Annotated in this window: 22 protein-coding genes; 15 read left to right on the top strand and 7 right to left on the bottom strand. The window is 36.6% G+C overall.

The annotated features are described in order from the left end of the window. The first annotated feature begins 26 nt into the window (after positions 1–26). The gene (locus ACLMCG_RS06060) at positions 27–491 is read left to right on the top strand and encodes a DUF6691 family protein (RefSeq protein WP_413959414.1); all 465 of its coding nucleotides are present in this window, start codon (positions 27–29) and stop codon (positions 489–491) included. 53 nt (positions 492–544) lie between these two features. Here ACLMCG_RS06060 and ACLMCG_RS06055 read toward each other — a convergent pair whose 3' ends face one another. The 4 genes from ACLMCG_RS06055 to ACLMCG_RS06040 all read right to left on the bottom strand — a co-directional run bounded on the left by ACLMCG_RS06055 (position 545) and on the right by ACLMCG_RS06040 (position 4,336). Beyond that, positions 545–1,945 (bottom strand): TolC family protein, encoded by a 1,401-nt coding sequence (locus tag ACLMCG_RS06055; RefSeq protein WP_413959171.1) that lies wholly within the window; start codon positions 1,943–1,945, stop codon positions 545–547. 1 nt (position 1,946) lies between these two features. Further along, the gene (locus ACLMCG_RS06050; RefSeq protein WP_413959170.1) at positions 1,947–3,104 is read right to left on the bottom strand and encodes an HlyD family secretion protein; all 1,158 of its coding nucleotides are present in this window, start codon (positions 3,102–3,104) and stop codon (positions 1,947–1,949) included. 5 nt (positions 3,105–3,109) lie between these two features. Beyond that, positions 3,110–3,466, bottom strand: coding sequence for a DUF3302 domain-containing protein (locus ACLMCG_RS06045; protein WP_413959169.1), 357 nt, complete (start codon positions 3,464–3,466; stop codon positions 3,110–3,112). Between the two features lie 222 nt (positions 3,467–3,688). Further along, the gene (locus ACLMCG_RS06040) at positions 3,689–4,336 is read right to left on the bottom strand and encodes a Crp/Fnr family transcriptional regulator (protein WP_413959168.1); all 648 of its coding nucleotides are present in this window, start codon (positions 4,334–4,336) and stop codon (positions 3,689–3,691) included. Between the two features lie 67 nt (positions 4,337–4,403). On the opposite strand from ACLMCG_RS06040, the gene ACLMCG_RS06035 reads away from it, so the two are divergent. The 5 genes from ACLMCG_RS06035 to ACLMCG_RS06015 all read left to right on the top strand — a co-directional run bounded on the left by ACLMCG_RS06035 (position 4,404) and on the right by ACLMCG_RS06015 (position 9,797). After that, positions 4,404–5,402 carry an isoaspartyl peptidase/L-asparaginase family protein gene (locus tag ACLMCG_RS06035; RefSeq protein ID WP_223600366.1) on the top strand — a complete coding sequence of 333 codons (999 nt, stop codon included), beginning with the start codon at positions 4,404–4,406 and terminating at the stop codon, positions 5,400–5,402. Positions 5,403–5,483: 81 nt separating this feature from the next. After that, positions 5,484–6,038 carry a hypothetical protein gene (locus ACLMCG_RS06030; RefSeq protein ID WP_413959167.1) on the top strand — a complete coding sequence of 185 codons (555 nt, stop codon included), beginning with the start codon at positions 5,484–5,486 and terminating at the stop codon, positions 6,036–6,038. Between the two features lie 19 nt (positions 6,039–6,057). Continuing rightward, the gene (locus ACLMCG_RS06025; protein ID WP_413959166.1) at positions 6,058–6,720 is read left to right on the top strand and encodes a copper homeostasis protein CutC; all 663 of its coding nucleotides are present in this window, start codon (positions 6,058–6,060) and stop codon (positions 6,718–6,720) included. Between the two features lie 232 nt (positions 6,721–6,952). Next, on the top strand, positions 6,953–7,339 hold the full coding sequence (locus ACLMCG_RS06020) for a GxxExxY protein (RefSeq protein ID WP_413959165.1): 387 nt from the start codon (positions 6,953–6,955) through the stop codon (positions 7,337–7,339). After that, positions 7,332–9,797: a beta-mannosidase gene (locus tag ACLMCG_RS06015; RefSeq protein ID WP_413959164.1), complete on the top strand. Its 2,466-nt coding sequence runs from the start codon at positions 7,332–7,334 to the stop codon at positions 9,795–9,797. Before ACLMCG_RS06020 ends, ACLMCG_RS06015 begins: the two co-directional genes overlap by 8 nt. Positions 9,798–9,903: 106 nt before the next feature. On the opposite strand, the gene ACLMCG_RS06010 is transcribed toward ACLMCG_RS06015, so the two are convergent. Next, positions 9,904–11,013: an alkene reductase gene (locus ACLMCG_RS06010; RefSeq protein WP_413959163.1), complete on the bottom strand. Its 1,110-nt coding sequence runs from the start codon at positions 11,011–11,013 to the stop codon at positions 9,904–9,906. Positions 11,014–11,398: 385 nt separating this feature from the next. Between ACLMCG_RS06010 and ACLMCG_RS06005 the strand changes: the two genes are divergently transcribed. The 4 genes from ACLMCG_RS06005 (at position 11,399) to ACLMCG_RS05990 (ending at position 18,772) form a co-directional block, all read left to right on the top strand. Further along, the gene (locus tag ACLMCG_RS06005) at positions 11,399–12,307 is read left to right on the top strand and encodes an AEC family transporter (RefSeq protein WP_413959162.1); all 909 of its coding nucleotides are present in this window, start codon (positions 11,399–11,401) and stop codon (positions 12,305–12,307) included. 374 nt (positions 12,308–12,681) lie between these two features. Next, positions 12,682–15,129 (top strand): primosomal protein N', encoded by a 2,448-nt coding sequence (gene priA / locus ACLMCG_RS06000; RefSeq protein ID WP_413959161.1) that lies wholly within the window; start codon positions 12,682–12,684, stop codon positions 15,127–15,129. A 161-nt stretch (positions 15,130–15,290) separates the two neighbouring features. Beyond that, a complete protein-coding gene (gene dacB / locus ACLMCG_RS05995) occupies positions 15,291–16,760 on the top strand; it encodes a D-alanyl-D-alanine carboxypeptidase/D-alanyl-D-alanine-endopeptidase (RefSeq protein WP_413959160.1) in 1,470 nt (489 codons plus the stop codon). 83 nt (positions 16,761–16,843) lie between these two features. Then, positions 16,844–18,772, top strand: a complete 1,929-nt coding sequence (locus ACLMCG_RS05990) for a M1 family aminopeptidase (RefSeq protein WP_413959159.1) — start codon at positions 16,844–16,846, stop codon at positions 18,770–18,772. Positions 18,773–18,838: 66 nt separating this feature from the next. On the opposite strand, the gene ACLMCG_RS05985 is transcribed toward ACLMCG_RS05990, so the two are convergent. After that, on the bottom strand, positions 18,839–19,717 hold the full coding sequence (locus tag ACLMCG_RS05985; protein WP_413959158.1) for a cupin-like domain-containing protein: 879 nt from the start codon (positions 19,715–19,717) through the stop codon (positions 18,839–18,841). Between the two features lie 158 nt (positions 19,718–19,875). Here ACLMCG_RS05985 and kbl point away from each other — a divergent pair, with 158 nt between their 5' ends. The 5 genes from kbl to gldG all read left to right on the top strand — a co-directional run bounded on the left by kbl (position 19,876) and on the right by gldG (position 25,002). Continuing rightward, positions 19,876–21,072, top strand: a complete 1,197-nt coding sequence (gene kbl / locus ACLMCG_RS05980) for a glycine C-acetyltransferase (RefSeq protein ID WP_047383271.1) — start codon at positions 19,876–19,878, stop codon at positions 21,070–21,072. A 306-nt stretch (positions 21,073–21,378) separates the two neighbouring features. Next, positions 21,379–21,894, top strand: coding sequence for a hypothetical protein (locus ACLMCG_RS05975; protein WP_413959157.1), 516 nt, complete (start codon positions 21,379–21,381; stop codon positions 21,892–21,894). Positions 21,895–21,987: 93 nt separating this feature from the next. Continuing rightward, entirely contained in the window at positions 21,988–22,527 is a 540-nt protein-coding gene (locus ACLMCG_RS05970) for a CopD family protein (protein WP_413959156.1), read from the top strand. 71 nt (positions 22,528–22,598) lie between these two features. Then, positions 22,599–23,327, top strand: coding sequence for an ABC transporter permease (locus tag ACLMCG_RS05965; protein WP_149834795.1), 729 nt, complete (start codon positions 22,599–22,601; stop codon positions 23,325–23,327). 4 nt (positions 23,328–23,331) lie between these two features. Then, on the top strand, positions 23,332–25,002 hold the full coding sequence (gene gldG / locus ACLMCG_RS05960; RefSeq protein WP_413959155.1) for a gliding motility-associated ABC transporter substrate-binding protein GldG: 1,671 nt from the start codon (positions 23,332–23,334) through the stop codon (positions 25,000–25,002). A 49-nt stretch (positions 25,003–25,051) separates the two neighbouring features. Here the strand turns inward: gldG and ACLMCG_RS05955 are convergent, their stop codons facing one another. Then, positions 25,052–26,284: a serine hydrolase domain-containing protein gene (locus tag ACLMCG_RS05955; RefSeq protein WP_413959154.1), complete on the bottom strand. Its 1,233-nt coding sequence runs from the start codon at positions 26,282–26,284 to the stop codon at positions 25,052–25,054. Between the last annotated feature and the right edge of the window lie 161 nt (positions 26,285–26,445).

Below are 26,445 nucleotides of genomic sequence, written 5' to 3'. Positions count from 1 at the left end.
TAATGATAAAAGAAAAAGAACAGGATATGCGTCATCAGGATACTGTCTGTGTAAACGAAAGTGCGCTTACTCACCAATGGTATCACAACCTGAAATATCTTGCTGCAGGAATTATATTTGGGATTATATTTGTGAAAGCAGAAGTGATCAGCTGGTTCAGAATACAGGAAATGTTCCGTCTGCAGTCTTTCCATATGTACGGAATCATTGGGAGTGCCGTTTTGGTAGGAATGATTTCTGTGTGGCTGATCAAAAAATTCAATATCAAGACAATATATGGTGAACCTATTACTCTGACTCCTAAAAAGTTCAATAAAGGGCAGATTTATGGAGGATTGATATTCGGTTTTGGCTGGGCCATTACCGGAGCCTGCCCGGGACCTCTTTTTGTTCAGATCGGAACAGGAGCTTTGGCAGTATCTGTTACCCTGTTGAGTGCAATTGCCGGAACATGGGTTTATGGATATTTCAGAGATCAATTACCCCATTAATACCTTAAAAAAGACTGTAGAAAAATAATCTGCAGTCTTTTTTATGTATAAAACTATGAGTAAATGAAGTTCTCCGCTCCTAAGTCCATATAAAGATTAATGCGCTCTATTCTGTACTGAAGTTCCAGACTGATGAGGTTCATTTCATTTTTCAGGAGATCCCTCTGTTTACGGATCAGCACAAAGCTGTTGTTGGTGCCTACCTTTATTTGTTTTTCGGTGAGGGTAATATTATTCTTCAGCTCATTGACGGCCTTAGTTGTATAAGTAATCTGTTTTTCAAGAGAACGCAGATTGGCTAAAGAAGATTCCACTTCGTTCAAAGCATTCAGGACAGCTTTTGAATATTCTTCAACAACCTGTTTCTGCTGAGAATTTTTAATCTCTACATTCTTTTTTAACTTTCCGCTGTTGAATAAAGGTGAAACTAATCCTCCGCCCACTTTTAATAACGGATTGGAAAATAAAGAATTGATAGATTCCACATTACTTCCGGCAGAGCCAAAAGAGGTGCTTATACTTAATGAAGGGAGTCTTGCTGCTTTTGCCTGCTGTACTTCATAAAAAGCCTTTTCAATCTGAAAATGATTAGCTTGTATGTCTGATCTGTTCTCTAAAAGCTCAAGCGGAAAAGATTCGGGAATACCGTTGGTTACTGCATTAAAAAAATTCTGAGTGGCCAGTTTGCCCTCCGGATACTTTCCTGTGAGCAGTTCCAGTGATCTTCTGGATTGTGCATTGGCGTTTTTTACCTTTTCCAGATAACCTTGCAGGGAAATAATCTCTGCTGTTATATTGGAGATATCCAAAGCATTTGCCGTTCCAACTTTCTTTTGAATGATGTACAACTTTTCCAGATCTTTAGACTTTTGAATATAACTTTCAATTTTATATTCCTGAATATTTCCCGCAATATTCAGAAAATAGGCCTTAGCAATCATCCCTGCGATAGATTGATGCAGCAAAGTATTCTGATGTTTTGCAGAAAAATAATTGCTGGTGCTTGCCATCTGTAAAGATTTATTTTTCCCCCAAAGATCAATCTCCCAGTTAGCTTTTAACGCAAGACGCTGAATCTGGGTATTACTTACCAGATTATTGGAAGTATTGGCTACTGCGCTTACACTGGGATAAAGATCACTTCCTGCAATTTCCATCGCCAGTTCTACCTGATTTAGTTTTTCCTTGGCAATAATGAGATCAGCATTATAAAGCATTCCTTCATTAATCAGGGTTTCCAGTTGAGGTGTTTTAAGATCATTGATCCAGTCATAGGAAATTGACCTTGCATTTGCTTTTCTGTCGAAGATCCATTCATCAGGGATTTCTATATGGGAAGCAATTTCACTCTTTTCTTTAAGCTGGTCTATGTTTTCCTTTGTGGGCTCTTTATAACCGATGCATGAACTTAAACTTACGGAAAGTACACCTAATAAAATTAATTTCTTGTACATGTTAATGAAGTTTAGGAATCAGATAATTGATTTTACTGTTGACACGCACCATTACTTTTCGGATGAGATGAAGCGGTTTGATATGGTCAGAATAAATGACAGCTGTTCCTCTTGCTCCAACAGTAAGCTGTTTCTGGCTGTCTTCCAATACAAACTTGGCAATAAGTTTCCCATCTGTTTCCGGCAATTGTCTGGCCGTGTCTGGAAGTCCGGCTGTAGAACCGTTACCTCCCAGCATTCCTCCTGCATTATTCATGATTCCCTGGCTGGTAGCATCTATTACATATTCAAGTCTGGCTTTCACCACTTTTCCAGGTTCCGTTTTAAGAGCCAGCTCTACTTCATCACCATTTTTTACCGTTTCCAGCTCGTTTTGGGCAAAAAAACCAATCACAGACTGCTGCTTCTGAATCAGAACGAATGCCGATTTAAAAGTTGCCATGATTGCTCCTTCATTCAGCTGAACATTGGGAATCACTCCATCAGTAGGAGCAAGAACAACTGTTTGCGAAAGGTTCCATTTTGCCTGGTCCAGCTTTGCCTGAATTTCAGATACTGAAGAATTTTCTCCACCATAAGAAGCATTGGATTTGGTTTCCAAAGATTGCTGCTGTGACTGTGCGGCACTGATTCTGGATTGGAGATCATTTACATTGGTAACAGCCTGCTCAAGATCAAATCTGTTGGCTGCTCCGGCTTCCACCAGTTCCTTATACTGAGCTACTCTTTTATTAGCCAGATCCAGTTGTGACTGTAAACCTGCAATATTTTTTCTGGAAGCTGATATGTCTGTATCGTAAGAACTTACAGTTGCTTTCATATTGCTTAGTTTAGCCTCCAGCGATTTTATTTCCTGTACATAAGGCTCTCTGTCCAGTACAAATAAGGTATCTCCTTTCTTTACTTCCTGGTTGGTAGTGACATATACTTTTTTCACTTTCCCCAAAACCTGAGTGGTAATATCCACACTTCTGTTTCCTACCTTTACATCAGAAGTAATAGGGCAGTAGTAATTTAAACTTAATATCAAAGCAATAGATCCGAAGATAGGTAATGAATATACCACTACCTGCGTAGTAAAGGTCCAGGGGATTAATTTTAATTTTTTAATAAGAAGCCAGCATATTCCGGCATATATTGCGACTAGTAATTCAAGCATGTTTTTTAATTTTCGAGGGTTTTCAATTCTTCTTCCGTGATTTCTGTGTCTTCTTCAGGAGCGTTCTGGTTACCATAATCATAGTTGGCCCAGATTAAAGCAACCGGCCATAAAAGGCCTCCAAAAACAAGGGAAAGGAGGCACATACTTTTTATGGCGTTCAGTTGAGGGTGTTTCTTTTTCTCTGCTACTTTTTCCGGATAAATATGAACTTTCCAGAAAAGATAGATTCCTGCAATGGGTAAAACAAGTAAAATTAACCATGATGCAGCGTTAGCTATATTGTCTTCCAAATTGCCTGTTGATGCCTGAACAAAATTGCATGAAAATAACAGGCAAAGAAGTAAGGATGTTCTTTGCATAAAATAATTGTATAAGGTAATAATGAAATGTAAACAAGGGGGCAACCGGCCGTTAGTATAAATCCGCCTGGTTACTGTAAATCTTTAGAAAGATTAAAGATGATTCAATAATAAGGTGCTTTTTTAGATGATATTTTTCTCATTTTGCTTTTAATTGTTGGTGTAACAGTATTTTCAGTAAGCAAAAATAGGATGAACAAAGTGAGAAAAAGTATTCCTAAGTTATTTTTTTCTTTCGTTCCTTTTTTTATGGATACGGGCTGTCATCCTGGAAAGAGAGTTCGGCGTAATGCCCAGAAAATTGGCAATATACTTTCTGTTGGCATTTTGTGAAGTGAAAGGACGGGTTTCCAGAAACTCTTCATACCGGGAATGCGGAGAAGTGGAGCAAAACTGTTCTGTACGTACTTTTAATATGCTGATGATCTGTTTTAAAGATTTGAGATAGACATTATAAATACCTCTGTTCTGAAAGGCAGCTTCTTCAAATTCATTCTTGTTGAACAGGAAGATCTGACTTTCCAATACAGCTTCTATAGTATATTTTCCTTCATTTTCATTAGCATAAGACTCCGGGCTTTCCATAATGGCAGCTTCCTTTTCAGAGGGAAGAAAAAGATTGCTTTCAACCCCGTCTTCATCATCAAAGAAAAACCTTAATAATCCATGGGAAAGAATAAATAATTGATTGAAAGACTTACCGGGTTCTGCCAGCTTCTCTTTTCTTCGGAGCAGTTTCGGGGTACTGATATTGATCAAAATAGTAATTTCCTCATCAGAGAGTTCCTGAAAGAAAGAGATATTTCTGAAAGTTTTGAATGAGTCCATCACAGCAGTAAAGATAAATAAAAATAATACACAGATATTCATTGAGCAGCCATGAGGATTTCATGGAAGTTTTTTTTAGATTTGTGAGCATTATACAATTTGAGATACCATGAACAATAACCGAAGAAGTTTTATAAAAAAACTGGGAATTGCAACAGCCGCACTTGCCGTAAACCCATTGGATTTAATGGCTGCCGAATTACCCGAACCCACTGCTAAAGCTGTCAATAAACCGATTGTCCTTTCTACCTGGAATTTCGGATTAAAAGCTAATGAAGAAGCATGGACAATCCTAGGAAAAGGAGGAAAAGCTTTGGATGCGGTTGAAAAAGGAGTTCGCCTTGTAGAATTAGATCCTAAAGAAAGAAGTGTAGGATATGGTGGCCGTCCGGACAGAGATGGAAGAGTAACGCTGGATGCCTGTATCATGGATGAAAATTATAATATTGGTTCGGTAGCATGTTTGGAGCATGTGAAAAACCCTATTTCTGTTGCCAGAGCAGTAATGGAAAAAACACCCCACGTGATGCTGGTAGGCGATGGAGCATTGCAATTTGCCCTTTCACAGGGATTTAAAAAAGAAAATCTTCTTACTCCGGAATCTGAAAAAGAATGGAAAGAATGGTTAAAAACCAGTCAGTATAAACCCATTGCCAATATTGAAAACCACGATACCATAGGAATGATCGCATTGGATGCTCAAGGAAACCTCTCCGGTGCATGTACAACCAGCGGAATGGCTTTTAAAATGCACGGCAGAGTAGGAGATTCCCCGATTATCGGAGCAGGCCTGTTTGTAGATAATGAAGTAGGAGCAGCTACAGCAACAGGCCATGGTGAAGAAGTCATAAGAACGGTAGGAACCCATCTTGTGGTGGAACTGATGAGACAAGGCAGAAACCCACAGGAAGCGTGCAAAGAAGCAGTAGAAAGAATTGTGAAAATTAATCAGAGAAGGAACAAAAACCTGAAAGATATTCAGGTAGGTTTTATTGCGATCAATAAACAGGGAGAATATGGATCTTATTGTATTCAGGACGGATTCAATTTTGCCGTGTATGATCAGAAAGGAAACCGCCTTGAAAAACCTGAATTTGCTTTGAAATAATTAAAAAATTCAATAGAAATGGGCTTTAGCCCATTTAAACAAATCAATGAAGACCTATTGGCTTTAGCCAAAATTTAGAATATGAAAAGAACAATTATCACTTCCTTATTTCTTATTATCGCATGTAAGGAAGAAAAGAAGGAGATTAAAACAGATGCCAAACCGCAGCAGACAGAAGAGAAAGTAGTTTTAAATAATGAATCCAGTGAAGCAGAAGATGCTAAAAAATGGTTGGAGAAGAGCATTGTAGATTATTTTAAAGCTGATATCGGAAGTGAAGAAAAGAATATGCAGAAGATCACAACCAAAGACTATTTCGAGTATAAAACAGATGCAACGAATGTAGATATGGACGTAGATGGAAGTCTGACTGAAAAAGAATTTCAGGATAAATGGAAATCGAAATTTGATACCAATAAAGCAGGAATTGGAGTGGGTTTCCTGATTACAGCGCAGGACTGGGATAAAATTGAAGTCGGGAGCTGTGATTTAAAATCTACCTCAAAAGATGAACATATCTTTAATGTAGTGTTGACTGATAATAGTTTTAAAGCTAAATATCCGTCAGTAATAAAAGTAGTAAAACAAAACGGTTCTTTTCTGATCACAGATGTATTGCAGGACGAACCAAAGTAGAATTAAACAGATACATACAATGTCAAAAATAGAAATAGCGTGCTTTAATCCTGAATCAGCAATGATTGCTTTTGAAAACGGAGCTGACAGAATAGAATTATGTGACGGTCTCAGTGAAGGAGGAACCACTCCGGACTTTGAAACGATGAAAAAACTTCGTGAAAAAATTAATATCCCGATTTTTGTAATGATCCGCCCAAGAGGAGGAGATTTTACCTACTCGGAGTTAGAATTTGAACAGATGAAAAAAGATCTGGTTCATCTGAAATCATTACATGCAGACGGTTTTGTATTTGGTATTCTCAACGAAAATGATGAGGTTAATGTTGAACAGAATAAAGCTTTAGTTGAATTAGCTGCTCCGCTTCCATGTACGTTCCATCGTGCTTTTGACCGTGCTGCAAACCTGGAAGAATCGTTAGAAAAAGTAATTGAATGTGGCTTTACAACCATTCTTACTTCCGGCCAGAAACCCAATGTATCAGAAGGAAAAGAAAATCTGAAAAAACTGGTTGAGCTTTCCAATGGAAGAATAGAAATCCTTGTTGGAGGCGGACTTCGTTCATCCAATATTGAAGAAATAAGAGCTGTTACCAATGCAAATTATTTCCACTCTTCTGCCATTACGGATGGTGGTGCTTTTGCAAACCCGGCTGAAGTGGTTGCGTTGAAGAGTAAGTAATCTAGCTATATTTTGAAAGTAATTTAAACGCAAAGTTTAAAAATAAAACTGTAATATAATTTGAGGAAGCAAAGAAATGCGGCAAAGCCGCTGATTAAGCTTATGGATAAAAACAGCAACTTCATACAATCGATTGAAAATCGATTCTGCCTTAGCTCCCTTAAAATATTCGATAACAGAAATAAATACTTTGCGTTTAAAGTAAATAATTAAAATACAAACACACAAATGAATGACCGAAAACGAATTATCCTACAAAATAATAGGAGCTGCTATAGAAGTACATAAAACCTTAGGAGTGGGTTTGTTAGAAAATGCATATGAAACAGCTTTAGCTTATGAACTAAACATGCAGGGACTTAGTGTTAAGCAACAGTTATCCTTACCTTTAAAGTATAAAGAAGTATTTATAGAAAATGCATACAGAATTGACTTGATTGTAGAAGATAAAGTCATTGTAGAAGTGAAATCTGTAGTAGAATTACATCCTATTTTTCACTCACAGGTATTGACCTATCTGAAACAGACTAATATAAAATTGGGATTACTTATTAATTTTAATAATGAACTTATTAAATATGGAATCCATAGAATTGTAAACAAATTTATTGATGAATAGAACGATCCTTTTTGCTTTCCTTTTTATGCAGAATATCCTTTGTGCCCAGTTTTTCCAAAGAAACTTGTCTTCTGAGAACTGGCAGTTTAAAAACTCAAAAGATCAGAACTGGCTTCCTGCGAAAGTACCGGGAACCGTTCATTTGGATTTAATGGATAACAAGGTCATTCCTGATCCTTACAAAGATGAAAATGAAAAGAAAGTACAATGGGTGGAAAATGAAGATTGGGACTATCAGACTCAATTTACGGTTTCATCTCAGGAATTGAAAAACGATAATATTGACTTGGTCTTTAATGGCTTGGATACATTTTCTGAAATTTATCTTAATGGTAAACTGCTGAAGAAAACAGATAATATGTTCAGGAAATGGAATATTCCTGTGAAACAATATCTGAAACCGGGTAATAATGCGTTGCAGATTAAGTTTCAATCTGCTGTTAATACAGGAAAAGAACTGGCTAAAAAAGTTCCGTTTACCATGCCGGAATCGCCAAGAAGTTTTGTGAGAAAAGCGCAATATCAGTTTGGATGGGATTGGGGACCAAGATTGGTTACCGCCGGAATCTGGAAAGATGTTACATTAGAATTCTGGAATAATGCCAAAATTATTACCGTTAAAGATATTCAGAGTAACTCTGAAAAAGCTACTGATTTACATTTTGAAGTAGAAATTTATGCTCAAAATGCAGGAGACTATACATTAGATCTTAATAAAATCCACAAAAAAATAGCTTTAAAAAAAGGGATTAATACCATTACGGTTCCTTATGAAACAAAAGGGATGAAGCTTTGGCAGCCTAACGGACGTGGTGAAGCTAATCTTTATGATTTTAAAATAAAACTTTCAAAAGACCTTAAAAATATTGATGTTGAAGACATCAGGATAGGATTGAGAACCGTAGAATTAATTCAAGAAAAAGACGAAAAAGGGAAATCGTTCTATTTCAAAGTGAATGGAAATCCGTTGTATATCAAAGGAACTAACTGGATTCCGGGAGACAGTTTTTCACCCAGAATGACCAAAGAAAAATATCAGAAACTGATCAAAGATACCAAAGACGCCAATATGAATATGATTCGTATCTGGGGTGGTGGTATTTATGAAGATGATGAATTTTACAAAGCCTGTGATGAAAACGGAATCTTAGTCTGGCAGGATTTTATGTTTGCAGGAAGTTTTTATCCTGCAGATGAAGCATTCTTAAACAATGTAAAAGAAGAAGTAAAAGATCAGGTCAACAGACTTCAGAATCATCCGTCCATTGCATTGTGGTGCGGGAATAATGAAATTGATGAAGCCATTGTCAACTGGGGATATCAGAAACAGTTCAATTATTCAAAAAATGATTCACTGCAGGTTTGGAAAGACTATAAAAAGTTATTCCATGATGTCATTCCCAATGCATTGGCAGAAAACCTAAAGTCAGATAAAAATATATACTGGCCAAGTTCGCCATCTATCGGTTGGGGGCATAAAGAAAGCCTTACAGAAGGAGATTCTCACTATTGGGGTGTTTGGTGGGGAGAGCAGCCATTTGAAATTTACAACGAAAAAATAGGACGTTTCATGTCTGAATATGGTTTTCAGGGAACGCCAAGTCTTGAAACTACAAAATCCATGTTCTCAGGAATTCCGGATTTAAATCTACAAAACTCAACAATCAAAGCACATGAAAAACACGCCAGAGGTTGGGACATTATTAATGAATATCTGAAACGTGATTATAAAATCCCGACAGATTTTGTTCAATACAATTATGTTTCACAGCTGCTGCAGGCGAGAGGTATGCAGATTGCTATTGAGGCTCACCGCCGTGCAAAACCTTACAATATGGGAACACTGTATTGGCAGCTCAATGACTGCTGGCCTGTCGTTTCATGGTCTTCCATTGATTATCTCGGAAACTGGAAAGCCTTCCATTATCAGGCAAAAAGAAGCTTTGAACCCGTTTTGGTATCAATAGCGGAAACCAATACAAGCTATGACGTTTATCTGATAAGCGATCTCATTAAAGAAATGAAAGTGGATACGAAGTTTGAGCTCATTGATTTTAAAGGAAAAACACTTTGGAAAGCCAATCAGTCAGACGTTGTAAATGCTGATGTAAGTAAGAAAATCAGAAGCATAAATAAATCAGAATTGGCACAGTTTAATCTGTCTGAAGCTGTTTTAAAGATCAGCTCCGAAAAAGGGATATCATTTCAAAAGCTGTTCTTTTTTAATAAACCGAAAGACCTGAAACTTTCAAAGCCGGATATTAAAATCAGAAAAATATCACCAGCTGAAATTGAAATATCAACAGATGTTCTGGCAAAAGATGTTTATCTGATCGGAGATACTCATTTCAGCGATAATTTCTTTGATCTCTTACCAGGAACCTCAAAAAGAATTACCCTTTCAAAACCTTTGGGAAATGTAGAGGTGATGAGCCTTTGGGATGTAATGAAAAACTAAAGATAATTTTCAGAATATTAATTCGGAATGATCCATAAAATAAAAAGAGCTGTCCATTATGATAGCTCTTTTTTGATAATATAGTGAAATTTAAACAGTAATTATGTTAGTTTGATTGTTGCTTATTGTATACTTCCCAGTCCAGATACCCTTCCATGGTAAGTCCGTAGTGAAGTTCTCTTTTTGGAGGAGTAAGTTCCCAGTTATTTTCAAGTCTTTCCACAAGATCAGGATTGGAAATAAAAGCTTCCCCGAATGCTGCAATATCAATTAAGCCTTCATTGATCAGTTTTTCAGATTTTTCTTTGTCCATACCTCCTGCAAGAATAATCACTCCATCATACCAGGTTCTGAAACGTTTCATAAAATCTTCCGGTAAGGCAAAACTCCCTCTAGATTTCTGATCCATAATATGAACGTAAACGATATTTCTCTTTGAAAGCTCTTTCGCCAAATACTCATAAGTAGCTTCTATCTCATCGTAATAAGGCATTTCGTACAATCCGCCATAAGGAGTTAAACGGATGGCTACCTTATCAGCGCCAATCGCTGCAATCGCAGAATCTACAATCTCCAGTAAAAAACGGGAGCGATTTTCTATACTTCCGCCATATTCATCATTACGGGTATTCACAAACGGGTTCAGGAACTGTTCAATAAGATATCCGTTGGCTCCATGAAGTTCAATTCCGTCAAAACCAGCTCTTACAGCATTTACCGCTGCTGTAGTAAAGTCCTGAACAATCTGTTTTACTTCATCAGTTGCCAATGCTCGTGGTTTGGAATTAATAACAAAACCTTCTTTTCCGTTTTCATCATATCCCCATGCATGCGTTTCACCTGCCTGAATATCAGAAGAAGAAACAGGAGCTTGTCCGTCCGGTTGGATCGTAACGTGAGAAACACGTCCTACATGCCATAATTGAGTGAAAATTTTGCTTCCCTTCTGATGTACAGCATCAGTCACGAGTTTCCAGCCTTCTACCTGCTCATCAGTATATAACCCCGGAATATGAAGTACTCCTTTTGACGTTGGAGAGATTGCAGTACCTTCTGTAATGATCAATCCTGTACCGGTACGTTGTGTATAATATTCAGCATTGAAATCTTTAGGAATCCCGTCTTTATTTCTGGCTCTGGTCATTGGAGCCATGGCAATTCTGTTTTTAAGGTTTAATGTGCCTATACTTGCTTCTTTAAAAATATTAATATTCATTGTTTAAAATTTTAGTTATTAAAAAAATGAGATGATTAGTCTTATTTATTATTTTACAAATGTGTTTCTAAAAGATATTTTCACTGATTTGTTTCCAGTTAATATCTTATATCTTATCAACAGTACAAATTTCCGTCAGAATTTATTATTATAAAAATTATTTAAAATATAGTTATTTATTATAAAAATAATAGTTTGAAATTTAAAATGAGGTTGATGAGGAGAACAGATTTGTTTGTAGAATTGGTGAAAAAAGAAATCCATTAAGGCTTTGTAATAATCAGGAATAGGATTCTTTGTACCGGAATTGTACTCAAAAAAATATAAATTTTACCCTTCCAACTCAAAAATCAGCCGTAAATTTGCATCATATTTCTTTACAGTTATGGTAAATTTTGTTCTCATTGCAGTGTGCATTATTGCAGGAATGATATTCAAAGCAACAAAATCTATCCACCCCGATGCTCACAAGGGTATCAATACCTGGATTCTTTATCTTGCTCTTCCGGCAGTTTCGTTTAAATATCTGCCTAAAGTAAAATGGACAACAGAAATGCTGTTTCCGATAGCAGCCACATTTTTAATTTCTGTGTTCTGCTTCTTCTTTATGATGTTTTATAGCAAGAGCAGGGGGTATTCAAGGCGTTCCAGAAGTACTTTAGAACTGGCAAGCGGTTACAGCAATACATCATTCATTGGATTTCCCTTAATCAGTGCCTTTTATGGGGAAGGACTCCTGAGTATTGCCATTATTTGTGACCAAACGATGTTCTTTGCCCTTTCTACACTCGGAATTATTGCCGCAGTAAAAGGAGGTAGTAAATCAGGAAAAGTAAGCGCAGTATTTATTTTAAAAAGACTCATTACATTTCCTCCGTTAATCGGTTGTATTTCCGCTCTGATATTGTCGAGGTTTATTGATTTTACCGTTGCAGAACCGTTTTTTGATAAGCTTGCAGCTACGGTAAGTCCATTAGCTTTGTTTTCGGTTGGACTGCAGCTGAAATTTAACGGATGGAAAAAACTGATTCCTCAGATGTCAATGTCAATGCTTTACAAGCTTATTCTGGCACCGGCAATTGTTTTGGGAATGGCTTTATTACTGGGAATAAAAGGAGATGTGGCTAAAATTACCGTATTTGAAGCGGCGATGCCTACACTGGTTACCTCCAGTATCATCGCAGAACAGTTCAGACTTAATACAAAACTGACTAACCTGATCATCGGAGTCAGTATCATTGTAGGATTTTTTACCTCCGCATTTTGGTATGAGATGACCCAATTACTGTTTTAACCATTGATGGATTCTTTCTTATAGACTTTCTGAATTTGTGCAGTTCTTTTATCCGCACACTTTGTCATTCCTTAGGAATACATTTGCTGAGTAAAACGTCCTTGCGAACGAATTGAAAACTATTCATAGCATCTTTGTGAGCATCGCGTTATAATATAAGTTTTGGCTAAAGCCAATTGAAATTTTAATTTTTATCAAACGGACTAAAGTCCGTTCCTATTGAATTATTATTGTTTTTTTGCAAATTTCTGTGGAATGACAGAATGATACCTGAAAATGTAGGGTTTAAATGTCTATTAAACGAAGACGAAAGAATCTCCACAAAGTTGCAGTTCTCTGAAGAAAAATTTAATTTTACACTTTAAATATTTCCCTTGCAATACGCTCAAATTGTTTTACCACTGAACCTCAAAGGATCTTTTACCTATAAAGTTCCCGAAGAAATGATGCCCGAAATTCAAGCCGGAATGCGTGTTCTGGTACCATTTGGCGGAAAGAAAATCTATACGGGAATTGTATTTGAGCTTCACGACAACGCGCCGGAAAATTTTACTGCTAAAGAAATTATCAGCATGTTGGATGATAAACCGATTGTTCCTGAAGAACAGATCCGTTTCTGGAACTGGCTTTCGGAGTATTATCTGTGCAGTCTTGGTGAAATTTACAGGTTTTCATTCCCTTCTTCTTTGAAGCTGGAAAGTGAAACTTATTTAAAATTAAAACCAGGAATAGTAGTTGATTTTGAAAATCTGGATGTCAATGAAATGTACCTGATTCAGGCACTTGAAGTACGACAGCTGATTAACCTGACCGATATTGAGGCATTTATTCCTAAAAAGGATATTATCAAGACCATCAATTCATTGATTGATCTTCAGTATATTGAAATTGATGAGAAAATTGCTGAAAAATATAAAGCTAAAGAAGTTGCTTACGTAAAAATTAAGGATGAGGTTTTGGCCAATCAGAATCTTACGGAAATTCTTTTAAAACTAAACAGAGCCCAAAAGCAAAAAGACCTGTTCCTTCTTATTTTAGAAAAACAGACGGAAAATCCTGATGCCCATATCAAAAAATCTGAGTTGTTTGAGGACGGTTATTTCGGCAGTTCTCATTTCAAACCTTTAGCAGATAAAGGTTTTGTGGAGGAATACTACATGCAGAAAGACAGAATTGAAAGCTATGAAGGAGAAATTGAAGAGCTGGAAGAACTTTCTGAACAGCAGAAAATTGCTAAATCTGAAATTGATCAAGCTTTTGAAGAAGGAAAAAATGTGCTTCTTCATGGGGTAACTTCATCAGGAAAAACACATATTTATTTAGAAAAAATTGAAGAATGTATCAAAGAAGGGAAAAATGTTCTCTTTTTACTCCCTGAAATTTCCCTTACCAAACAAATTACGCAGAGATTAGAAAAAAAATATGGCAGGCAGCTAGGTTTTTATCACCAGAAACTGACAGATTTTGAAAGGGTAGAAGTCTGGAGAAGAGTCAGGCAGAATGACATCCGTATTCTGATCGGAACCCGTAATGCATTGTTTTTACCTTATCAGAACCTGGGACTTATTGTAGTGGATGAAGAGCATGATTCTGCTTACAGACCAAGGGAAGTGACGCCTTATTTCAATGCTAAAGATGCCTCATTGGTTTTAGGTGGATTTTACAATGCGGGAGTAATCCTTGGATCTGCAACACCTTCTGTCGAAAGCTACTACAGAGCTAGAAAAGATAAAATGAGATATATTTTCCTGAATGAAAGATTCGGGAATGTGAATCTGCCGGAATATGAACTGATCAATTTCAAAGAAGCGCTGGATTCTAAAAAAGTTTCCGGAAATTTCTCTTTGAAACTTGTTGAAGAGATTAAAAAGACGGTGGATGAAAAGAAACAGGCGATTGTCCTGCACAACCGCCGTGGCTATTCCAATGTCATAGAATGTGAGAGCTGTGGCTATGTCAATTACTGCTCCAATTGTGATGTGGTGATGACCTATCATAAGGCAGCGAACGAAATGAAATGCCATTACTGCGGACAAAGAGCTTCAAAACCGAAAACCTGCCCGAAATGCAATTCTGAAAAGCTGAACGAAAGAGGAGTGGGTGTAGAGCAGATTCATGAAGAAGTTTCCAAACTGTTTCCGGAAAATGAGGTAGACAGAATGGATGTGGATTCTATGCGTAAGAAATTTGCCTACGAAAAGCTGTATGAAAAGATTGAAGACGGAGAAACAGACATTATCGTAGGAACTCAGATGATTTCAAAAGGACTGGATTTTGATCATATTGAACTCGTTACTATTCCAAAAGCAGATTCCTTATTATATGTACAGGATTTCAGAGCGGAAGAAAGAGCGTATCAGCTGATCACGCAGGTTTCAGGAAGAGCCGGAAGGGTTTCCGGAAAAGGGAAAATCCTCATTCAGACCTTTAATCCTGATCATTCTGTATTCCAGCTGATCAAGATGAATAATCCTGCGAAGATCTATAAATATATCCTTACCGAACGTCAGAAATTCCATTATCCACCTTTTACGAAGCTGATTATGATTGAAATGAAACACAGGAGAGAGGATAAAGTAGACCGTGCGTCTCAGTTTCTGGGATCCATTTTAAGAAAATACCTTCCGGAAGATTGTGTTTTAGGCCCTGAAAGAGCTCAGATTGCAAGGCTGAATAATCTGTATCAGTTCCAGATTATGCTTAAACTTCCCCGCGGGAAAAACTATGAGAAATTCAAAAACCTGGTTTTAATAAGTTTGAAAGAATTTGATGAAATCACTGCATATCAAAGCATTAAAAAAGATGTTTTTGTTGATTTTTAACAATTTTTAACAAACTTTACACTCTTTTATAACGGGTCAGTGGTCCGTTATATGACAATAATTTCTACTTTTGGACGTTGATTAAGTGTTTGGCTCTTTAATTGAATGATTTAACCTGTCATTTTTTATAGCGTCAAAACTATAGAACAAAAAGAAGATAGATGGTAAATTTCAGAAAATATATTTCAAGTGCGGCGGTGTTGGCTTCTGGTCTTTTCCTGGCTCAATCTACCGTTTCTACCGTTCTTTATTCTCAGAATTATGACAGTCAGAAAAGCAGTTTAAACCTGCCTTCACCCGTTAGTACGATGGTGGAGAAAACTGTTTTGTCAGCAAAAGAACTTGTAGATATTAATGTGAACACAATGATGGCGGATCCTGTGCTGAAAAATGCAAGCTGGGGATTCGTAGTGTACGATCCGAAAACGAAGAAAGTAATCTCTTCGTACAATGAAAATACTCCTTTAGTACCTGCTTCCACTACAAAGCTTCTTACAACGGAAACAGCATTAAACCTGCTGGGCGAAAACTACCGTTGGATGACTCAGCTTGAGTATTCAGGAACTATAGATGAAAATGGAGTTTTAAATGGAAATCTTTATGTCATAGGAAGCGGTGACCCTTCTTTGGGAACAAACAAAGCAGGTGCATCATCTTACAGAGACATTATTTCAGATTTCGTGGGTGGAGTTTCAAGAGAGGGAATCAAAAAGGTAAATGGTGATATTATCATTCAGACAGCGCTTTTCAAAGGCAATATTTCAGTGCTTCCGGAAAATGTTGTATGGTTGGAAAACAATAATTATTATCTGCCTGCAGGAAGTACCCGTGATATTAACCCGGCTAACGAAAAACTGATTGTTAAAAAAGGAAGTTTCTCTACGGATAAGAAATTTTTCTATGTTTCTCCTTACAATCATCAGATGGTATATGCTGATAAATATGAAGGAAACGGAGCTTTAACAACCAAACTTCCTGATGCTCCGGCATATCTTGCCAATTCTTTCAGAACAACTTTGGTAAAAAGCGGAATTCCTGTTACCGGAAAAGTAAGTCCGAAAATGACAGATGCAGCTCCGGAAGGCAGAAAAATGCTTTCAGCTTATAAATCTCCAACTTTAAGTGACATTATTTATTATACCAATCAACACAGTGATAATTCATTGGCAGAAGCTTTATTAAGAACCGTTGGTTATCAGAAAATGGGTGACCAGACTTCAGAATCAGGTAGAATTGTGGTGACAAATCACCTGAAGGATGCAGGTTTTGATATGAATGGTCTTACTTATATGGATGGAAGCGGACTTTCAAGAAGCAATAATGTAACGCCTATTTCCCAGGCGAAATTTCTAACCTCTTTGATGGATCAGAAATATTATAGATCCTATCTGACTTCTTTACCAATCGGAGGACAATCCGGAACGTTAAAAAGAATGTTTATTGGCGGAGGTAACGGACAGGTTTTTGCAAAAACAGGAACTTTGAATAAAGTAAAAACTTTAGCAGGTTATCTGAAGACGAATTCCGGGAAGACATTGGTGTTCTCTTTAATGGTGAATAACTATTCCGGGTCGGTAGATATGGTGAAAAAGAGAATGGAGAAAATTCTGGAACCAGCATTAGATCTTTAAAAATTTTTTATTTTATATATTATAACAGCCTTTTAATCATTGATTAAAAGGTTTTTTTTATATTTGATTAAATTTTTCTAAACATGACAAAATTGTACCTTTTGGTGTTGGGATTTTTATTTTCTCAACAGTTCTATGGCCAGAAGCATGAGCAAAACACCGATATGAAAGGATTGATCGAAAAAGAGAAAAAATCCTTTACGCAAAAAATGAATATCGGAAATACGAATCCCAATACGCTGAATTACGATTTACAGTATCAAAGAATGGATGTTACGCTCAATCCGGCTTCCAATAATATCTCCGGATCGGTAACTTCTCATTTTAAGCCAACTCAGAGTATGGGAAGCATTTATTTTGATCTGACCACTTCTTTAACGGTTTCTCAGGTTAAATATCATGGTAACAACCTTGTTTTCCAGCAGCTTCCTTCCAACGAAGTGAAAATTGACTTTCAGACTCCAATAGCTGCCAATACACTGGATTCTCTGACTATTCATTATTCAGGAATGCCATCTAGTGCCAATGGAGCCTTTACAACAGCTACGCAGAGCGGAGTTCCGGTACTTTCTACTTTAAATGAACCTTATGGTGCACAGGACTGGTTTCCGACAAAACAAAGTTTGAATGATAAAATTGATAGATTTGATTTCAAAATTACAACGCCATCCAATTATAGTGTTGCTGCCAATGGAAAACTGATGTCCGAAACTTTTCCTACAGGATCAACGAAGCTTACTTTCTGGAGAACGATGTATCCTACACCGGCGTATCTTATCGCGTTGTCAATTACCAACTTTGTCAAGCTTACTGATACCATTGGAAACCCTCCGTTTCCTTTTGTTAACTATATTTATCCCTCTACCAATTCAAATGCAACCAGTATAGCCAATATTAACTGGACAAAGCAGGTGATGGATACTTTTGAAACTTATTTTGGTTCTTATCCTTTCCGTAATGAAAAATATGGCCACATGGAATTTATGTATGGTGGAGGAATGGAACATCAGACCATGTCTTCTATGGGAGGATGGAGCAAACAGTTGATTGCCCATGAGCTTACTCACCAGTGGTTTGGTGATAAAGTAACCTGCGGTGCATGGAATGATATCTGGCTGAATGAAGGTTTTGCCACTTTTGGGGAACATGTTGCCAATGAAAAGTTACTGATGACCAATACTGAGTTCCTCAATTATCTGCAAGGTCAATCCAATTATATTACAGCAAGCACAACAGGAACTGTATATGTGCCAGACAGCGGACTTTCCAGCATCAATAGAATATTTGACAGCAGACTGTCTTATTCTAAAGGTGGATATGTGCTGAGAATGCTGAAATGGATATTAGGTGATGCTGCATTTTATCAAGCTCTTAAAGATTATCATGCAAGACCGAACCTGGCTTATAGCTATGCGCGTACCGCAGATTTTAATGCTTCTCTGCTTCAGTCTACCGGAACAGATTTTACAGGATTTTTTAATGACTGGGTATATGGGGAAGGATATCCTACGTATACTATAAAATGGATGCAGGGCGGTAATCAGGCTTTATTTAAAGTTTCTCAGACCCAAAGCAGCTCTGCGGTAAGCTTTTTCGAAATGCCTTTACCTATAAAAGTAACCGGAACTTCAGGACAAACGGCTTATCTGGTCCTTAACAATACTTCAAATAACCAAAGTTTTTTAGAATCTGTGACATTCCCTATTGCAAGTGTTCAGTTCAATTATGAGTACCAGATTCTGGAGAAAAATTCTACCGTTACTCAGGATAATACTTTAAGTGTTTCCTCTGTTGAGAAAGAAAGCTTTGGACTCTATCCAAATCCTGCAAAAAATGAAATTAATCTGAAAGGTATCAACAGAGCTGCAGATTTTACGATTCATGCAGTAGATGGGAAACTAGTAGGAAAAGGAACTTATCAGCCAGGCAAAGCAATCGGAATTTCAGAATTGGTTCCGGGAACTTATTTCATTACGATTGATGAAAAAAGCATCAAATTCATCAAACATTAAAATTTAAGATTGTAAAATATCAATACATATTTTACTTATCATTAACGATAAAATAACAGGAAGCTTTCAGATCTGAAAGCTTCTTTGTTTTCTGGCAGCTTTAGTCCCTCTTTTCCGGGCTATTTTTACTTTATATCCAAACCATCTTTCTTTAAACAGTTTGCGCATGAGGTTGTCAAAATGTCTTGTGATAACCAGGTTCTTAAATCCTCTCCATTTTTCAAGAGGACTTGAAGGTAAGGCTCTTACCGAGATGGAATAACCTTCCGTATCATATTGAATATAATGCCACCATCCGGAAGGAATATAAAGGGTTTCACCAGGATGAATCACTGCTTCATAGCCGTTTAAATAGAGTAATGCAGGATATTTTCTGTAGTCTGGATTTTTAATCTGAGCAAGACTGTGGAAGTTATATGGCAGTTTATACATAAAATCAGACTGTTCCCAGGGAAAAAGCCATATTCTTTTGATTCCCTGGAACTGGGTAATGAAAACGTGTGACATATCAATGTCAATATGATTTCTGGTCACGGAACCTTCCCCTCCAAAAAACATAAAAGGAAGCCATTTTATTATTTTACCATCTGTAACATCATTGTAGATAAGATCATTTTTAAGTTCAGGTTTTATTTTTAATAAATTAAATAAAAAAAGGCGGTGTTCAGTAGGGGTGGACTGTATAAGATCGAGATATTCTGAAAATGTACTTTGTGCTATAGGATCACTTGCGACTCTGTCAAGGGAATCAAGCTCACTGCCATAAATATTTACCTTGTGATCTCCTGCAATTTCTTTGAAATATTCATAATTCCATTTTTTGAAGGCAGGGCTTTCCGGATGTATAAAATCTTCAATAATAACTGGAATTCTCGGCTTCATATGGTCCTTAATAAAGGTTTCTGAATGGATGGTCTTTATTTTTTGTACCGGCTTTAATCTCATACTCTCAAATTTTAAACAAATATAAATATTATCCTACTAAATTTATAGACTAATAATGTTAAAACTGAAACCTGAATTGATTTTTTAGAATTAAACATATAAAAGGTTTTATTTTACTGCCTTTTTAGTAAATTAGCACATCTAAAAAATTACTAAAAATGATCTCTGAAAAATACCTTCAACATTTACAGAACGAACTTCAGAATATTGAGAATGACGGACTTTACAAAAGAGAAAGAATCATCACTTCTCAGCAAAGTGCAGAAATAGAAGCTAACGGAAAAAAGCTTTTGAACTTCTGTGCGAATAATTATCTGGGATTATCTAATCATCCGGAAGTAATGAAAGCGTCTCAGGAAATGATTCAATCTCATGGATATGGGATGTCATCGGTACGTTTCATTTGCGGAACACAGGATATTCACAAGGATTTGGAGAAAAAAATCGCTGACTTTTTAGGTCTTGAAGATACCATCCTTTATGCAGCGGCATTTGATGCCAACGGTGGTGTTTTTGAACCATTGTTTACAGAAGAAGATGCTATTATTTCAGATGAATTGAATCACGCTTCTATTATTGACGGTGTTCGTCTTTGTAAAGCAGCGAGATACAGATATAAAAACAATAATATGGCGGATCTGGAAGCTCAACTGATTGCTGCTTCTGAAAAGAACCACCGTTTCAAAATTATCGTAACAGACGGAGTATTCTCAATGGACGGTATTGTTGCAGACCTGAAAGGAGTGTGTGACCTTGCTGATAAATATGATGCTTTGGTAATGGTAGATGATTCTCACGCAACAGGTTTCATTGGGAAAACAGGACGTGGAACTCACGAAGCCAATGAAGTAATGGGTAGAGTAGATATCATCACTTCTACTTTAGGAAAAGCATTAGGAGGTGCTTTAGGAGGTTTTACTTCCGGTAAAAAAGAGATCATCGATATGCTTAGACAGCGTTCAAGACCGTACCTATTCTCTAACTCTTTAGCGCCTGGAATTGTAGGAGCTGCTTTGAAAGTATTGGATATGATTTCTGATAATACTTCTCTTCGTGATCAGGTGATGGAAAATGCAGAATACTTCAGAACAGAAATGAAAGCGAAAGGCTTTGATATTCCGGACGGAGATGCTGCCATTGTTCCGGTAATGCTTTACGATGCGCCTCTTTCTCAGAAAATGGCTGAAAAGCTTATGGATGAAGGAATCTATGTAATCGGATTCTTCTATCCTGTAGTACCGAAAGGAAAAGCCAGAATCAGAGTGCAGTTATCTGCTGCTCATACTAAAGAACATTTGGATAAAGCAATTGCTGCTTTTGAAAAAGTTGGAAAAGAATTAGGAGTTATTTCTTAAGATAAAAAAGTTCTACGTTTGTAGAATAAAAAACAGGATTTCTTATTTAGAGAAATCCTGTTTTTTTATGAAAAGAATATTCAGTGCTCTATTTTTTGTAATTAAATGAATGCTATTGCTGAATAGATGATAATATAATATATTTGGATCACTAATTCTAATGGCCATTTTGTGAAAAAATATTTACTTCTTTTAGCTTTTTTTAGCTTTTTCAATACAATTTATGCTCAATCTAATGATTACAAATCAATACTTACTGTAAGTGCTTTTGCTCCTTTTCGTGATCAACGCTATAATATAGGTTATATGAGGAAAATAAATGAAAGATGGTGGGTGGGAAGCGAATTGGCCTATGGAACTGACAAAATAACTCCTGTAGATACTGGCAATTTTGAAGGGGAAAACAGGGTTTTTGAAATAAGGCCTGAAGTTTTTTACAGTCTGGCACCTCAATCAAGATTAAAGCATTTTGTATCAGCAGAAGTTTTCTATTTAAATCAAACAGGAAAAAATATTTCAGGAAAATATTATGACGAAAATGATGTTTATTATTCCTTTAGTTCAGCAGATTATAAAAGAACCAAATATGGATTAAATATCAACTACAGCATTTTGCTTCATAAAGAGTCTTCCTGGTTTGGCTTTATGCCTAAAATTGGCTTTGGTATCAGACAAAAAAATGTTTCTTATACTAATATGACAGGAAAGGCAGAAGATTATGCTCCTGTAGATGGTCTTCCTTTTGATTATCATTCCAATCGGCAAGGCACCAATTTGGGTTTCAATTTTAATGTTGATATGAAATTCATTTTCAAATTCTAAAAAATATTGAATCTTTATTATTTTAAGCTAAAGATTTTAGATTAAATTCTCTTTTTTTCCGAAATAAACTATCTTTGCAAACAAATTTTTAGGATGCTGTATACCATCATCAAAGCTTTGCATATTATCTTCATGGTAAGCTACTTTGCGGGAATTTTTTACCTCGTAAGGATTTTCGTTTACTATAAGGACACCGATGAATTTCCGGAAGAAAAGAAAGAAATTCTGAGAGAGCAGTACACTTTTATGGCCAGAAGGCTGTGGAATATTATCACAGTTCCTGCCGGAGTAATCATGGCGGTGTGCGGATTGGTCATGATCTTTTTAAATACCGGGCTGATGAAAATGCCGTGGTTTCATCTGAAACTGACCTTCCTGGTCGGACTTGCCATTTACCATTACTGGTGTTGGAAAAAAGTCCTTCATTTAAAAGAATTACATGGGGATACACTGCCCATTGCCAATATCAAACTGAGACAGGCGAATGAAATAGCAACATTCATTCTGTTTCTGGTGGTATTTACAGTTATATTAAAATCGATGGTGATCGAATACTGGTGGCAATTAATCGCAGGATTTTTCGTTCTTGTATTTCTGATCATGATGACCGTGAAACTGGTTAATAAAAAATAAAAAAAATAAATAATTGTGGAGTGGGCGTATGTCTGAGAACATGCATCCTTTTTACATCTTACAAAAAAACTATGATTGCAATTTTAAAGAAAGAACTTTGGAGTTACTTTGGAAACTGGAGTGCATGGGTGATCATTGCCGCTTTCAGTTTGATAGCAACTCTTTTCCTGTTCTTTTTCGACAACGATTCTAATATTTTTGAGATCGGAATGGCCTCTCTTCAGAGTTATTTCGTATTGGTTCCATGGCTGCTGATGTTTATCATTCCGGCCCTTTCTATGAAAACTTTTGCGGAAGAGCAGCAAACAGGAACATTAAACTGGCTTTTTTCACAGCCGTTAAAGGTTTCTGAGCTTGTAACCGGAAAATTCCTTTCTGTATGGATTGTTGGGGTTTTATGCCTTATTCCTTCACTCATTTACCTTTATACAGTGTATGTGCTGGGAGTTCCTGCAGGAAATATCGATCTTGGAATGACTTTTGGGAGCTACTTTGGACTGATCATTTTAATTGCGGCATTTGCTGCAGTGGGAATTCTGGCTTCTTCACTGTCACAGAATCAGATTATGGCTTATCTGTTGGGCGTTTTCATGTGCTTCATTATGTATTTCGGAATCGAGCAATTAGCAAGCTACAAACTTTTGGGAGGAGCAGATTTTATCCTTCAGAATATAGGTTTCTATCAGCATTTCTTAGGCTTTACAAGAGGGCTTATTGATTTTAAAGATGTAGCGTATTTTGTTCTTGTCATTGGTGCTTCATTAGTATTGTCCAATCATTTTATAAACAAAAAGAAGTAGAATTATGAAGAAGATCAATGCTAAATCTCCACTGGGAATTTTCTTAATTGCGATTGTTCCTTTGGTTATTATCCTGACCTATTCGGGAATCAGATTAGATTTAACAAAAGAAAAAAGATATACACTTTCCGATAACACCATCAAAGTATTGGAGTCCGTTAAAAAGCCTCTTACTGTTGAAGTGTACCTGGAAGGAGATTTTCCGGCAAGTTTCAAACAGCTTCAGAGCGAGACGAAATTCATGCTGGAAGAATTCAGAAAAATAAATCCGAAGATCGATTTTAAATTCATCGATCCGATTAAAACAAAAATGTCTCAGGATACTCTGATGGCTATGGGGATGCAGCCGTCTATTCTACCGGATGTAAAAGATGGAAAGATTTCACAGATCACCCTTTTCCCATATGCTGTGATCAAACATGGTAATGACGGAGTTTCTATACCGTTGGTAGTACAGCAGGCGGGAATTGATGCAGATCAGCAGTTAACAAGATCTATTGAAGGACTTGAATATAACCTTGTTTCCAACATTAAAAATATTGCAGTCGCAAAAAGAAAGAAAATCGGAATTCTGGTTAATCATGATGAATTGAACCCGGATGAATTCCAGGGATTTGTACAGCTGGCTATGGAAAACTATGATGCAGGCCCCATTATCCCTAAAAACCAGACTGAGCTTTCATTAGAAGATGTTCCTTTATTAAAGCAAATGAGTGCTTTGGTGATTGCAAAACCAAGAAAAGCATTTACAGATAATGAAAAAGTAATTCTTGACCAATACATCATGAATGGAGGGAAAACCCTTTGGATGATTGATGCCGTAAATGCTGAAATGGATACCTTAACAAGATCCAAAAAAGTAATGCCTTTCCCGGTAGACATTAATATGACAGACTTCTTTTTCAATTATGGATTGAGAATTAATCCGGCTTTGGTAAAAGACGTTAAAAAGTTTGCCTTGTTAAGACTGGTTACAGGAGAAGTAAGCGGAAACCCACAATACACAAGCCTGCCTTGGCCGTATTATCCGCTTGGAATTGCTGAAAATAATAATCCGGTCACAAAGAATATTAACCCGGTAAAATTTGAATTCCCTACTTCTATCGATACTTTAGGAGGAAGAAAGAATATCAAAACAAAAGTTCTTTTCGAATCCAGTGAAAGAACATTACTGAAACAGGTTCCGAACTATGTGGACCTGAAAGAAATTGCAAGCGTAGACAGTCTTGGACAAATGGAAAAACCAAGCACACCAAAGATCTTTGCTGTAGCATTGGAAGGAAAATTTAATTCCGCCTATGCATCCAGAATTGAAAGAAAATCTTACCCTGGATTCAAAACTTCAAGCCCGGAAAATAAAATGATCGTTATTGCAGACGGTGATGTGGGAAGAAATAAGGTCATCAAAGGTAAACCGCTTCCATTAGGAGTAGATTTGCTGACCAATGAGCAATTTGGAAACGAACAGTTCCTTAGAAATGCCTTGGATTATCTGTTGGATGACAGTAACCTGATGGAACTGAGAAACAGAAACATTGAAGAAAGATTGCTTGACAGGCAAAGAATCACTGAAGAGAAATCCACATGGCAGTGGCTGAACTTACTGCTTCCATTGGCCATTATCGGCCTTATCGGAGGACTGTTCTTCTGGCTGAGGAAAAAGAAATTTGGATAAAAAATAAAAAGTCCGGAAGATACTTTCTTCCGGACTTTTTATATCTGGCTTATAGTTTCAATTGATATTTCTCCAGTACATTCCAGATCCCATAGAAAGCCTCATTCCCTTTCTTATCTGAGAAATTGGTATTGAAGATCATAATCCTTCCCAGATTATTTTTAGGGTCAAAAAACAGCATAGACATTACTCCCGGATCGCCTCCGGTATGGCCAATATAACCTGTATGGCCAAAACCCATAAAGATTCCTGTATTATAAGATTCACTGTAAGGATTTTTGTCATTTCTTTCCTCGAAATTAGAAGCGGTAAGTTGTGGCGTAAAATATTCTTTATAGCTTTTCTGAGTCAGAATTGTTCCTTTTCCATTATAGCCTTTGATAAGTTCGGTTAAATACTTGCTCAGGTCGTTGATGCTCGTAATAAATCCTCCATCCGGATACGTTGCAGATTGATAATAGGGAAGAGGAGTATCGGGTTTTTCATACAGTCTGGAAAATTGTGAAAACTTTACTTCATCAAATGACCAGCCTGAATCTTTCATCTGTAAAGGTTTAAGGATATATTCTTTTATAAATTTATTAAACGTTTGTCCGGTAGCTTTTTCAATAATAAAGGCTGCAAGAGCAGTTCCTACATTTGAATATTCATAGATTGATCCCGGTTTATGGGTGGAGAAACTGTTTTTATTCCATTTTCCGTTTTCTGCCAGCACATTTTCTAAAAATACAGACATTGAAATTATTGAATCTGCAGGATTGAATATCTGCTCATCGTCAAAATTGAGTTTTACACCATTCAGATTCTGATCAGGTTTCAGAAAATAATTTTTAGATAAATAAAATTCATTGTCCAGAATAGATGAAGTATGAGTTGCAAGTTGACGAATGGTAATCGGTGTTTGAGGAAAATTAGGATTGGCTACTTTAAAGGGTACATATTTTTGAACAGGATCATCCAGATTCAATTTTCCCAGTTCCTCAGCTTTAAGAAGGGCAATTCCAACAAATGTTTTGGAAACGGATGCAATATTCTGTATCGTATTTTCACTATACAATTTCTTTTCTTTTACATCTGAAAAACCAAATCCCTTTTGATATAAAGTCGACTTTTCATTTACAATTGAAACGGCAAACCCGTTGAATAAGCCTTGCTGGTATATTTTGTTGATATCTGCGTTCAAAGAATCTTTGACGCCATGATTAACATGAGGAATAGCTCTCATTGAGTGGCATGATATCAGTATCCATGAAATTACCATTAATAATAAAATCCTTCCCATATGTTTTTAATAATAAGACACTTGGTAAGGTTATTTTGTTACAAATTGAAGTGTTTTAAAAAGAAGACTGCCCCAATCCTGGAACAGTCTTTATTTTATTTTTTCTGAGATTCAATTTGTAAAGTACTGACAGCAACCTTCAAAATAATTTGTAGGATCTC

Source organism: Chryseobacterium sp. S90, assembly GCF_047444895.1.
Lineage (GTDB): Bacteria > Bacteroidota > Bacteroidia > Flavobacteriales > Weeksellaceae > Chryseobacterium.
Note: the sequence above shows the minus strand (reverse complement) of the source record. Positions and strands in the feature narration are given on the sequence as shown.